At 47.6% G+C, this 13,720-nt stretch carries 8 protein-coding genes; all 8 read right to left on the reverse strand.

Annotated features, from left to right (window positions below; all coding sequences use genetic code 11):
• On the reverse strand, positions 1-256 hold a 256-nt coding region (locus tag B5D20_RS12550; RefSeq protein WP_200803512.1), incomplete at its 3' end, for a transposase zinc-binding domain-containing protein.
• Positions 257-330: 74 nt separating this feature from the next.
• Positions 331-1,527 (reverse strand): LuxE/PaaK family acyltransferase, encoded by a 1,197-nt coding sequence (locus tag B5D20_RS12555; RefSeq protein WP_078666563.1) that lies wholly within the window; start codon positions 1,525-1,527, stop codon positions 331-333.
• Between the two features lie 18 nt (positions 1,528-1,545).
• Positions 1,546-2,349: a cytochrome c biogenesis protein CcsA gene (ccsA, locus tag B5D20_RS12560; protein ID WP_242952078.1), complete on the reverse strand. Its 804-nt coding sequence runs from the start codon at positions 2,347-2,349 to the stop codon at positions 1,546-1,548.
• 4 nt (positions 2,350-2,353) lie between these two features.
• Positions 2,354-3,088: a cytochrome c biogenesis ResB family protein gene (locus tag B5D20_RS12565; protein ID WP_078666565.1), complete on the reverse strand. Its 735-nt coding sequence runs from the start codon at positions 3,086-3,088 to the stop codon at positions 2,354-2,356.
• Between the two features lie 299 nt (positions 3,089-3,387).
• On the reverse strand, positions 3,388-8,691 hold the full coding sequence (locus B5D20_RS12570) for a cytochrome c3 family protein (RefSeq protein WP_078666566.1): 5,304 nt from the start codon (positions 8,689-8,691) through the stop codon (positions 3,388-3,390).
• Between the two features lie 137 nt (positions 8,692-8,828).
• On the reverse strand, positions 8,829-11,318 hold the full coding sequence (locus B5D20_RS12575; protein ID WP_078666567.1) for a hypothetical protein: 2,490 nt from the start codon (positions 11,316-11,318) through the stop codon (positions 8,829-8,831).
• Positions 11,319-11,457: 139 nt separating this feature from the next.
• Positions 11,458-12,474 carry a cytochrome c3 family protein gene (locus B5D20_RS12580; protein WP_078666568.1) on the reverse strand — a complete coding sequence of 339 codons (1,017 nt, stop codon included), beginning with the start codon at positions 12,472-12,474 and terminating at the stop codon, positions 11,458-11,460.
• A gap of 84 nt (positions 12,475-12,558) precedes the next feature.
• Positions 12,559-13,377 (reverse strand): 6-bladed beta-propeller, encoded by an 819-nt coding sequence (locus B5D20_RS12585; RefSeq protein ID WP_078666569.1) that lies wholly within the window; start codon positions 13,375-13,377, stop codon positions 12,559-12,561.
• Between the last annotated feature and the right edge of the window lie 343 nt (positions 13,378-13,720).

Raw genomic sequence — 13,720 nt, forward strand, 5'->3', positions numbered from 1 at the left:
ATCGATTACAAAATCTACTCTTACATGTAAATGCTACTTTCTTTTTCTCGCTCCCGGTACAATTAGTACATATGTATTCTGCATAACCGTACTTTGGGTCCCCGCATTTTATTGCCTTTTCTACCGCTTCAATTACACTCTCCCTCATGTCTTCCGGTATTTTTTCTCCGTATATTTGGAGAAACCGTTCCCAATGTTCTTTAAGTATATCGACTATTTTTATTGATTGTTTATTTTCTTTCTCATGCGCTCTCATATTTCTACCTTAACACCCTAAGTTATCCACATCAAGCCTTAAAGCATAATTTCCTAAACATCAAAAAAGCCGGATTAAACTCCGGCTTTTTTCAAGATCTGGTCCATTACTGTCGAACAGGCATGGGAGTGGGCCAGCATTCCATCTACTACCGTGGAACAACGGTGTCCTAACCCGAGAGCAAAATCCTTCACTGAGGTGACCTGTTCAGCACGCCCTATTATTTCAAATCCATTTGCAGTCAAATAGCCCAGATTATCAGTCTGTACAGCCAGTACAGTGGCCCGGTTGGTCAAATCATAGTGGCGGATTAGCCCGATCTCCCCTGGCGGTAAAGGCTGCCCGGTACGCAATCCAACCACAACTGTCCTGGTCCAGGGAGGAGTAATTTTTTGTCTTTCCACATTTGTCCGTCCCTGCAATACTTCCGCCAGGACATTGTCGATATAATTGGTACCACTTTCACTCATACCCAGGACATTCACACACATATATGCAGGCACGCTCAGGAATTCCTGACAGTTCTGATAAAACTCTTCTCTGGTCATAGCCCCAAAGGTGCCCTGATAACCACCCCCATCAAGAACCCTGGAACCAGCGGGCAGCTCCAGCCGCAGATTCAGCTGGCGCAAGTGGTTAAAGAAGAGGACAAAGCCCGATGTAGCACCCACCAGGGCTACAGGTTCTTGACCTTTTACCGCATCTTGCAAAAAGGTCAGTAACCCATCCACATCCAGCCCTTGCGTAGAAATAAAATAGCGACTGTCTTCCTTGCCATAATTTTTCACCAACTGGGCCAGACCAAAAGCCATCGCCATCCCTGGGGCCTGTTCCGGCGGTGGGATCAACATGGCCATGGTCATTTTATCCCGATCAGGAAAACAGTACTTTTTCGTCAGCAACGCATTAGCCTGGATGATATTGGCCAGACTGGACCGGTCCCGGAAAATTTTTCCCCGCAAATTGGGATCGGAAGTGCCACTGGTCAACAGGGCCAATTCACTCTTCTCTACCGGGATGCTGGCTACTACCGACTCCTTAAAAGCCTGGGTAGGAATCGCCGGAATCTGGCTCCAGTGGCTGATTTGACCAGGATATTTGCCCAATTGTTCACATAAGTTGCGGTAATAGTCGTTTGCCTCAAACTGGTAAGCGAAGATTTCCAGCGCCAGGGCATTAAACTCAGCCTCATTAGTTTCCTGCTCCCAGCTGCGGGCAATAAATGCCGCCACCTTCGCATCCAGCTCTTCAGCCCATTTTGTTAATTCCATCTTGCTCTCCCCCTTATTTTAATAGGTTAAATGCTCATGAGCAGTGGGATAAAACAGCGGAATGCCGAAAAAGGCAAAGAGGATTAAAAGTAAAGCCGCAATACTGAGCCAGGCTGCCCTGACTCCCCGCCATCCCCAGGAAAAACGAAGGTGCAAGGCTATGCCATAAACCAGCCAGGAAATGAGGGCCCAGGTTTCAATCGGATCCCAGCGCCAGTAAGCTCCCCAGGCCTTATAGGCCCAGATGGATCCGGAAAGAATCATAATTCCCAGCATAATAAAAGCAAACCCGGAAACGCTATAATTTAAACGATCCAATCTTTCCAGCTCCGCCGGATCCGCTGTTTTCCTTCGCCAGAGAAATGCCCCACCAAGTCCGGCAGCAATCAGGGCAGAACCGTATGATAGTTTAGCGAAAAAAATGTGTACTCCCAGCCAGAAAGTATAAAAAGTTCTGGGTATTTCCTCAATTTCTTTGGTCCCCATTGCGCCCAGGCCTATCATCAAAAACACCACTGGCCATAACCAGCCCACTATACTTCTCGCCGCCGGTACCAGCATCGAAAATAATTGAATTAATAGTGCAGCCCCCCAGGCATAAGAGGTATATACCTCATAAGTGCCCCAGTAAGGAAAATGCCCGGTTTGATACCAGCGCAACAACAATGCCGCCGTCTGAGGAACCAATCCCAGCCAGGCTACAACATAGCTCCATTGCCGCCAGTTTGGTTTGCTAAACCATGAGCCTGCTATTGTCAGTGAAGCTGCTACAACATAAAAGAAAACACTTACCCAGAGCAAAATCAGTTGTGTCTTGAGCACCAGCTCACCTCCTTCGATTTTTGCCAGTAAACCAGAGGCCCAATCCTGCCGTCGCTAACCAGGAACCAGCAAAGACAATTTTGGCTCCAGGATCATAAACTGTTTCTAAACCCACCCAGGCTCTGATCTCCCCTAACTCCAGCTGATAGGGACCTAAATTCCTTACCTGCCCGGGGCGAAGCTCTACTTCTTCTCCGGCTTTCACGATCAGCATGGGATTTATCAGTTTTTCCGAGTTTTTGTTTTTCTCATCTGGATAAAAGATCCCGCTCAATTTTAAATCAGGTAATATCTCTAATAGCTTAATTCTGTATCCCTGCTCATTTTCATCTGTTTTTTCTGCCGGCAATAAGAAAGCACCCACCAATTCACCATCTTTTTTTACTACCAGACCCGGGGCGTAACCCGTAGCGTAATGAAAGAAACGCCAATCTCCAATGATTAGTGGTTGCCCTTTTTCAATCCATACTGCTTCTTCTCCCCGTTCAGTCTTGACCATTACCAGGGAACTGGTGTAAGCCAGAGTTCCATCGGCTCGCCAGTGCCGCTTCTGTTCCAATAACTGTAGGTTCCATCCTGGCCACTGACGCTGCCAGCGACCGGTTTCCAGGACAGAAAAAGCAGTAGGTGTTAAAGCCTTTTCCTGGCCCTCCCCCAGTACCAGATAACCTTCTACTTTATAAGCAAAACTGAGTAGCGCCCCGCAAGTTACAAAAATTAATCCCCAGTGAAAAATCACAGACCCCCATATTGCTAACGGTGCTGACCACCGTAATTTTCGACTTTGAAACAAAGTACAGGCTAATAAATTAATCAGGAAAACCAGACCTAAAAATAAAAATACCGGATGCCGAAATAGTTGTGATTGATTAAGAACCATGGCCATTATGCTGTATCCTAACATTAAAAACATAACAACTGCTGCTAAAGAGACTGACCGCAAGAATCGCCCCAGTTTACTTATCATATTACACCTCAATGACGGAATTGAAATAAGGGCTGGTACCGGGCCTGGCTGGCCCGGTACCAGAAAGCCAATTAGTAACCCTTATGGTCTCCACACAAGGAGCTATTAGAACCACAATTGCTCTTGCTATAATTACCCGGCGCTGCATCAACAAACTTATACAATACTGCGCCACTGCTGTACGGCTTAGGATCGGTTGTCAGAACCATCAGATGCGGACGATTGACCCCATGGGGCACAGCACTGTGACACCAGGTACATTGCAAGTAGCCACCCTTCTTGTGATCTCCTAAATTATGCAGGTTCTTGGAACCGCCACCGGAACTGAAGCCGGTCTTGTAGGTACTGGAACCGCCGCCATAAGTACCATAATCATGGCACATATAGCAAAGCATGTTCTTATCATTGGAACCTGAGGTATAGGTCCAGGTCCGGGGCAGGATATTGGCATAAGCTGTAGTGCCTCCAGGAGTCGTAGGCCCGTGACAGGATTTACAGGTCAACTGACTGGTAGCAGTATAGCCGCCAATGTAGCCACCCCAACCGCTAGCTTTACTGGTTCCCAAAATGGCATGATAGGATGCCTGGGTCGTAGCAAATTCCGCCGCCTGACCGGTATGACATTTCAGACAGTCGTCGCTGGTGCTGACTGTCGGGAAGATTCCCGTCAGGTGCGGTGTCGTCAAATCAGTGTGTACCACATGGCAAGCAGTGCACTTAGTGTTCTTGCTGCTAATAGCTGTCCGCACATCGGTACGGGTACTGTTATGACAGGTAGCACAGGTGAAGCCGCGGTTCTGATGCTCCACGCTCAGTACATTGCTGTGACACTTGCTGCAATCCCACTGCGGAGAGTCAACAAAGGTACTGGTATGCACGGTGTTAACATCCGCATGGATGGTATGGCAGGCATCACAGTTAACTTTTCCCTGAGTAATAGCAGTCTGAACCTCGGTCCGGGTGCTCTGGTGACAGACCGCACAGGAGCCGGTGCCAGATGTACTGTTATCACTGGAAGGATTCCAGCTCAGATCAATCTGGGCTGAGTTGACAGCCGTAGCAGTCAGTCCGCCCGGTACGGTCGGAGGCTGGGTATCAGTGCTGCCAGTTACCGGCGCAACTGTAGTACTGGGTGTAGTGACAGAGCTTTCCGTACTTGTACCGCTGCTCAGCAAGAACCGCACTTCACTGATGGCCGCTTCTTTGTAAGTCCCATCACTGCCAGTCTTGATGCGGAACTTCATCCAGCCAAAATTCTGCATTGTGCTGGCTGCTGAAGTCACATCAATGACATAATCAGCATAGGTCCCTTTGGCGGCAGGATTGGTGATCTTGTAAGTTACGGCTGAGGTAGTGTTGATGCTCTTACCGTCACTCTTATAAGGATAGATCACGATGCTACCAGCACTATCAGTGCTCTTCCAGGAAGCCCGTACCTGTAGCTTTATAGCAGTGTAGTTCTTAGCATCTTCCAGTAACCGTACATATAGCCACTGGTCACTGTTGCTCCCTTCTTTTACCACCACATCAGAGGTGGAATAGAAGGTATCTTTATTATCGGTAATCCGGGTCAAGGCAGTGGGACTCAGTGACCTGATACCTGTATCGGATACACTGTCGCCATTATTGCCGCTAGCATATTCAGCAGCTCCCGGATTCTTGGTTATACCGGTAACCGGTGCCGGTTTAGTGGTAGCACTTACCACAGAGCTGAATCCTGAATAATTACCCGCAGCATCATAGGCCCGTACCCGGAAGTAATAGGTCGTGTTGGGACTCAGGCTGCCCACACTAAAGGTAGTACCAGTAGTAGTTCCCACCTTGACGAAGTTAACATAATCGCTACTGCGCTGCACTTCATAAGCAATACCACTGGATGTTTGCAGTGCCTTCAAGTGTTCCTCAGGCAGGTAATTCTTGTGGCAATCAGCGCAGTTCATGGGCGGATTGGCCACATAACTGGAGGTATGCAGTATCGTCCAGGACCCATGCACGGTGCCATGGCAGCTATCACAGGCGTAACCGGTCTTAGTTCCGGTATTCCTGCTCCAGTTGCTGGTAATCACCTGCTGCGCAGTGGCAAAGATCGGGCTTTGCGGATTGTCATGACAGGTATTACAGCCTTTGGACTTATGCAGCTCAGTTACCTTCAAGGTGCTATGACAGTTGGTGCAGCTGTAGCCATCCAGGCTGGTCAAGGCGCCATAACCACTGGCAGTATGACCGGGCGCCGGGCTGGTATGCCGTGCTGGTGCCTTAGTACCATCATGGCAGCTACTGCAGTAGGGTACATTGATGGCACCATCTTTGATTATCACACTGCCTTCAAAAGTCGGGTTGTGACAGGTAGCACAGGACAGGCCCCGATCCAGGTGCAGTTTTGCCAGCTCAGTAGAACCTGTAGCCTGGTCAGTTGTGTGACAGGCTTTACAGCTTACCTCTTCTTGAGCTTCGAAGCTGTTAACCGGATGCTTGTGCCCGGTACCACCGCTATGGCAAGCATCACAGCTGACATTGTTGTTAGCTATAGCCTGTTGCACTTCCGGTCTGCTGGAGCCGTGACAGGTATTGCAGGTAACTGTGCTGGTTGACTTGGCCTTATGCACTGCCAGTAAGTTATTGCCTGCAGTACCATGGCATTTCAGGCAATCTCCAGCTACGGGGTATTTGGCGGTATCTACGTTATGAGGTGTGGTATGCCGATCAACCATAGTCGCCTGGTGACAACCAGAACAATCAGTGTTCAAAGAAGTTACTATAGGTTTATAAGTTGTTCTGGTATGACAAACGTCACAGGAAACCGGTCCGACAGGAGGCTGTACATCATTGTGCAAGCTGATGAACTGCTTGTTATGACAGCTGCCACAATCCGGAGCATATTCCGGCAAGAAGGCCGGGAACTTGTTAACATGTCTGGGCACGTACTGTTCGCTCGGATGCGGTGCCTGAACGCTGGTACCATTATGGCAATCTGTACACTGTTTCAATTTCAGTTGCACCTGGCTGTTCACCGGACTGGTTGTGCCATGACAGGTATTACAGGTATAGGTACCGTTTAATGTAATAGTCGGTTTCAGGTGAGTATCCACCAGGCTGGTGGAGTGACACCAGGTACAATCAATAGGATAGGTAGAGATAGTGGTTATGTGCTTACTGCTGATATCACCATGGCACTCCGAACATTGATAGCCAGAAGTCCCTTTCAGCTGAGCTATGATGGGGGCAACTGTCGTATTGGTATGACAGGTTGCGCAATCCTTGTGAATAGTAACCGTCGATTCGGGACTGCTGTTAGCATCAAAACGCGCCTGGTGACTGGGATTTGCCGCCACAGTACCATTATGACACTCTGTACACAGGTAACCACTGGTACCCTTTAACTGGCTAATAGTGTTATTCGCATTTGTATTGCCATGACAGGTAGCACACTGACTGTGGAATGTTAGTGTAGAAAGAGCCTGACCATTGCTGTCAAACCTGGCCTGATGGTAAGGCTGAGGTGCCACAGTGCCATTGTGGCAATCCAGACAATAATAGGGATTCTTAGTCTTCAAAGCTGAAATGTTGTTGACTACCTGCTGGTTGCCATGACAGGTAGTGCAATCAGGATGGAAACTGGCTGTATTGTAAAGAGTTCCCCCTGCCTCCAGCAAGGCCTGATGGCGCGGTGCCATGCTACCAGTATGGCAGGCACTACAATTGTAACTGGTCTGACCAACCAGAACCTTAATCTGGGTTTTAACATTACTGTCAGTACTCAAGTGGCAGGTATTGCAGCTGGGGTGCATTTTCGGGGTTTCATAAGCTACCCCCGTCTGATCCAGGGTAGCTTTATGGGTAGCCGTCGGTGCCACTACCCCATCGTGACAGCTCCAGCACTGATAGCTACCAGCCTGTTTCAACCCACTGACTTTAGCCTGAGCTGCCGGGTTGGCGTGACAGGTGGCACAATCAGGGTGATACTGGGTGGTATCCAGAGTTGCTGCTCCAGCTTCAGGTTCTGCCTGATGTTTAGGAATAGAAGCTACACTGCCATTATGGCAGTCAGTGCACAGGTAGCTTCCTGCCGTAGCTTTTAGCTGCGGAATAATAGCTGTTACCTGAGCGTTACCATGACAGGTAGTGCAGCTGGGATGGAAACCAACAGTATCAAGAGACGCTCCACCGAAAGTTAAAGCAGCACTGTGCTTGGGTTGCATACTGCCACTATGGCACTCATTACAGGAATAGGCCGAAGCAGGATTGGTTGCTGCCAGGCTATTGATCTTGTCATTCACAGCGGGATTGCCATGACAGGTTGCACAAGCACTATGCATTGCCGGTAAGTCATATTCCTGGTTATTGCCGCTGAATACGGCCTTGTGCAACGGTGAACGGCTCCCGTTGTGGCAGACAAAACAACTGTAGTCCTGGTTGGATGTTGCCAGTGTTTTCACTGTGCCCGCCAAATCCGTCTGGCTATGACAGGTATTGCAATCACTATGCAACGCAGGTGTGTTGGTAACATTGTCGGCTGTATGAGCAGGTTGATGCTTCAGTGGCGGATTGACATGACAGTTAAAGCATTGTTTGGCAGCCAAATCTGCAACCGGATCAGTAGTAGCTTTAGCTGCATCTACTACTGTTTTTACATCGGTCCGTACTGAATCACCATGACAGTTGGCACAGTCATTGACTTTACCAGCGTGCTCCTGGTTGAGTTTATCCAGGTGACACTGACCACAGTTAAGGGAAATGGGTCCAGTCGAACCGTTTAGCTGATCGGGCAAGACTGTCTGATGCTTGGCATCAATATCGCCATGGCCAGTTAAACCCGTGCTGTGACAGTTATAGCATAGATCGCTGCCATCAGAACGTTTGCGAACCACATTGGGAAGATTGCCATGACAATTGGATGTCCAACAGGATAATGTCTTAAGACTGTAAGTCTTCCCATCAGCAGCATAATTATTCTGAGGCAAGTATTTGGTCAAACTATGGCTGATGTGAGTCACATTATTATGGCAGGCATCACAGGACACATTGCTGTGACAGCGCATGCAAGCACTAGTTGTTGCCTGAAGATTGTTACCAGCATGGACATTATGCAGATAGCTGGCACTGGATTGTAGAGCCAGTGTCCCGGTAAAGTAACCCACACCATCGACCAGCACCGTCGGCCAGCTGGCATGTGCCCCCGACATATGGCAGACAGCACAGTTACTGCCTTTGGTTAGCGGAGAAAGTTGAAAATTTTGTACCGTCGACTGATGGCAAAGGGCACAATCACTGCTGGACTGCGCTTCAGCCCGACCGGATAGAAAAACCATCGCAACCAGCAACATTAAACAAAGTACTATTCCTGGCAGCTTTCGTCTCAATGCTGAGACCACCATCCGTTCACCTCCTCTGCTAGTGATGTTATTCACATTCAAACCTTCTCACCTCCTTCTCAATATTTTTTATTCGACATGTGTTAATAAATTCCTGCAATTAAAAAGAAAATTCCGCCATTACTGGCGGAACAAAAATCTTATTGATAATCAAAACTGTGACAGTTACGGCAAAGTTTCTGGTTATCCGGTCTGACACGTCTAATACTGTAACCTGTATCATGACAGGCCGAATTGTTACAACTAAGAGGTACTAAGCTATAGCTAGCACCACTAGCTCTAAATTCGGCCCTGGCCCCAACCTGTCCATGCTGCTCATGATTGACAGTACTATGACAGCTTTTACAGGATGCCTGTGCATGACAGCGCATACATAGGGAAGTTGTTGCCGCCAGGTTATCACCGTTATGCCAGCGGTGGATTTCTGCCGCTGTAAGGTTTAAGGAGTTAGTAGTGGCAAAATTGCCTTCCGGAAGCATAACACTTACATTGCCATGGCCAACATAATGACAGATCTTGCAGGTTACACTTTTGTTAACCTGGCCCTCTGAAAATGCCTGGCCTGCTGGCTGATGGATTGTTGAGTGACAGGCAGAACAATCATTATTTCTTGTAGCAATAGCTGCCTGCACGGCGGGATTGCTACTTTGATGACAGCTCTCACAGGATAAATTGGTCTTGCCCAGGCTGGTCAGATTTTTAAGATGTTCTTCAGATATATCTGTTTTATGGCAAACTACACAGTCAGATCCTTGCTGATAGGTAATAACGTGGGTTCCGGAGAGGTTACCATGAACTGTATGACAGGCATCACATCTGGCATTACCAGCAAGAACTGCCTGGCGTACTGTCGCCTGGTTGGATTTATGACAGGTATCGCAGGTTTTGCCGGTATGCTGGGTTAGTAAATCATTACTGTGACATTCAGAACAATTCGAGCTGCTATAGCCCGACCAATCTGCGAGGTGATAGTTCTGGTACTGTTCAGCGTGTCCGCTATGACAGGCAGAACAGTTAACATTCCCACTGCTTACTACTTCAGCAACTGGGGCAGGAACGCTGGCTCCATGACAGAGGTTACAATCATAGGCCTGACCATTGCGGTCAGTTCGTGCCGCATGCTCACCTGTCAGAGTCGCCTGATGGCACTGGGTACAATTACTCCCGGCAACAAATACTTGATGGAGAGCATTAATATCTCCCTGTCCATTCATATCAAAGTTATGGCAGTTTAAGCATAGCTGGCTGCCATCAGCTCGAAGTCTTTTTACACTACCCAGTACGCCGTGGCAATTACTGTTGGTACAGTTTTCCTGCAGGACAAGAATAGATGTCCCATTAGCAACTCTTAGCTGTTGCCCCTGGTATTGAGTGGAACTGTGACTGCCGTGGGTCAGATCTATGTGACAGGCCTGACAGGCAACAGTGAAATGGCATTTTTGACAGCTACTGGTGGTTGCTGGTAAGTTATCGCCCCGGTGAACAGAGTGTAAAACTGCTGGTTGTGAATTTACACTGGCGGCCGACTGGAACCAGCCAGCACCCCCGGGATCAAGATAGCTGGTGTTGTGTCCCGCTTTATGACACTTATAACATACCGCCGCCTTGTTCATCGGCGCCTGCTCAAACATAACTGTCGGGTTGACATGCGGTGTATGACACCCTGTACACTGGGTATTGTTCAGGGCAATCGCCGTTTGAACTGTAGCACTGGTATTATCATGACAGGTGCTGCAGGTTATGCTATTTCCCTGCCTATCCTTTTTACCGATATGTTCACCTGTCAAATTAGCTTGGTGGCAATTGCCACAGTTTGTTGATACCCCGTCAAAATTGGTCAGATGATAACTGCTTACATCGGTGCCATGCAACGTATGACACGCATCACATCGGATATTATTTTGTTTTATTGCATCCTTTACTTCCTGTCGCTGAGAATTATGACAGGAGCTGCAAGTAAGTAAATTTCCATCTGTCCCACGGCGACGGGCGTGTTCATCCATTAAATTGTTAAGATGGCACTGACTGCAATCCTGTTGCGGAAAAGTGGCAGCAAAATTCAGTGTATGCTTGCCAGTTACATCACCATGTCCTGTACTAACGGTAATTGTGTGACAATTTAAACACAGGTCACTATTATCTCCCCTCTTCCTGACTACCGTGGGCAAATTCTGGTGACAGTTACTAGTCCAGCAACTCAGAGACACATTAGTATACGAGGTTTTGATGGCTGCAGGCTGGGTCAGCGCAGCATACCGGGTAGAGCTATGGTTGGCGTGGCCAACATTCTGGTGGCACATGGTACAGGATACGTTACCATGACATTTATTACAGGAAGAAGTAGTAGCTTGCAGGTTATCCCCCGCATGCAGCTGGTGCAGCTGTTGTGCGGAACTATAAACCGCATCCATGGTACTAAAATAGCCTGCATTAGGCACCAGCACAGTATTCCAGGTAGCATGGGCCCCGCTGTTGTGACAGCTCGCACACTCAGACGTGCGGCTCAACGGCGGTAAAGTAAAGTTGCTGATCGTTTGCCCATGACACAGACTGCAATCTTCGGCTGCATAAACAGGACTAACAATGCAGAAGAACAAAAAAAGCACAAACATTAAAGCCTTTCTGCTCATAGTACACCTCCTTTACAAAAACTCAGATAATTAATTCTATCATTTTTTATAAAATTCCTGCAAAACCTGTCAGTTTTTTACCGACAAAAATCGACACCTCCGCAAGTGGAGGTGTCGATTTTGCTGCTAGCAGCTCGATTTATGAAGGCTTGTTGTACTGAGCAGCACCATGGCAACTGTAGCAGACATCCCGCTCAGGCAGACGCAGCAGAACAGAGCTGGTGCTTTGGGCTTGACCATTATAGCTTGCATAACGCATAAACCCGTTGGAAGTAGTGGCAGAAGAACCATGAGCCCGGTGGCAGCTCAAGCAGTTCAGCTTGCCAGCAGAGTCAAGAGCAATTCCATCATCACTATCCAGACCAGGATTCCATTCGGGGTGGGTAGTTTGTGATACCAGTACACCCATGGCGTGACGATATTTGCCATTGACATCAGCAGTGTGACCAGAACCAGCTACACCTTCAGTATTAAAGACACCATGGCAGGCACCACACCAGGCGTTGATACCTGTACCATACTGGGTTACCCTGTTAGTACCGGTATTATTAGTTGTGTTGCTGATAGTCCATAGGCCCATGTAGGGGACATCCACACCCAACGGTGCCTTCTTCAGTAACCGCGGGTTTTTGCTGGTATAAGTTGTGTTATCATAGGTACCGCCAGCATGGGGGTTGTGGCAGGAGCCGCAACGGAAATTGTCAGCCAAAGTTCCGGAACCGCCGGGAATCTGGAATCCGTTGCCCACACCGGCAGGCATATTGGTGGAACCAGAGTCTTTTTCTACGTTATGCACAGAAGTAACAGCTTTATAGGTTCCAGAACCACCAAAATCGTAGGCCTGATCAAAACCTCCGGCCCAGGAAGGATTCCAGGTAGTGCCGTCCTCGGTTTGGATCTTACCATTTTTGACATCAAAACCGCTGATACCGGCATTACCATGGCAAACGAAACAAAATTCAGTCTGGTTGGTACCGCCCTTTAACAGTTTGGCTGCGGAAGCACCGTGGGTTACGTGACAGTCAGCACAGCCTTTGGAGTTCCCGGCAAAGTTACCGTGAGTTACCGGCCCTGAGTAGTTGATAGCAAATGCTACCGACGGCACCGTGAAGAGAGCGCAAAGAGCTGCCAGCACAAATAACATGCGCTTCTTCATAAGCGTTCACCTCCTATTAAATATTACTTTAGATAAGATATAATTAGCTTTCCAGCAGCCACCGTCTGCCGGAAACTTTTAAAACTACTTGAGGTCATAAACTACAACTCTGCTGTTGCCATACTCCACCACATAAAGTCTCAGATTATCATCTATAAAAACTGAATTTGGTAGCTCTAATGAATCCGGTTCTCCGGCAACCGTCTTGTCCTCTGCATAGCTAAATCGTTTTACTACAATCCCTTTTTCATCAGTTATCGCTACCATGTTACTTAAGGTTTCACAGGTATACATATAGCCCTTTTTATCAAATGCCAGCCCTCTGGGTATCGCATAGCCCCCTGTCCCATTTTCTTCTTTCCCCAGCAAAACTTTGATGGACTTGCCGTTTTCATCAATCACCTGAATGCGGTTATTGTTGGAGTCGGCAATCCAGATCTGGCCCTGGTCATCAACTTTGATACTCAGAGGATAATAAAACTCTCCCGGGTTTCCGCCCCGTTTGCCAATTTGTTTCAGGACTTTGCCTTCCGGTGACACGATATGAACAGTAGTTTTCGCACCAGTATCAAGAACATAGAATTTTCCATCATGGTAAGCAATGTTTACAGGAGATGTGGCATAATCAGATTTAAAATATCGTTTAAAATTACCATTCAGATCATAAACTACTATCTTCTTCAATGCAGGGTCAACTACATAAATTTCATTATCTACCGCAGTAATACCGATTGGGTCCTCCAGCTTTCCCTGACTGCCACTCTTTCCAAATTCCTTGATAAATTTACCATTATAATCGGTAATTATCACTCGTCCATTATCGGTATCGGTAATATAGATGCGATCATTCACGACCACCAGGTTATAGGGGTGATTTAAACGCTTGCTGTCAGGTCCGTAAATAGTGAGCTAATTGCGTTGTCAGAAAATCCTGACAATCCAAGGGATTAGCGAAAGGTCAAAAATAAATTTACCCCAGAAAAAGGTGTATAGAAAAGGGTTTTTAGCGCAAAACAAGAGGCTGAGGGAAAAATTCACCCCAGCCTCAAATGTTGTAAAAAATAAGCAACAGGCATCCACCTGTGGTAAAATTGAAGTTGAAAAGACAAAAATCCTACCCAGGGAGGGATGCCTGTTATGGCTATTATACCACAAATTAAGCTATTTGAGTGGACAGAAATACAAACAATTGGAGATTTAGTTCGTTTACGGCTGGTTCTGGATTACATGCCAGACGAAGAGTTAA

The organism is Carboxydocella sporoproducens DSM 16521 (assembly GCF_900167165.1).
Taxonomy (GTDB): Bacteria; Bacillota.

What these genes read in the sequence shown, in the direction of transcription:
- B5D20_RS12570 (WP_078666566.1), bottom strand. Translation starts at nt 8,691, where the DNA reads ATGGTGGTCTCAGCATTGAGACGAAAGCTGCCAGGAATAGTACTTTGT.
- B5D20_RS12555 (WP_078666563.1), bottom strand. Translation starts at nt 1,527, where the DNA reads ATGGAATTAACAAAATGGGCTGAAGAGCTGGATGCGAAGGTGGCGGCA.
- B5D20_RS12580 (WP_078666568.1), bottom strand. Translation starts at nt 12,474, where the DNA reads ATGAAGAAGCGCATGTTATTTGTGCTGGCAGCTCTTTGCGCTCTCTTC.
- B5D20_RS12575 (WP_078666567.1), bottom strand. Translation starts at nt 11,318, where the DNA reads ATGAGCAGAAAGGCTTTAATGTTTGTGCTTTTTTTGTTCTTCTGCATT.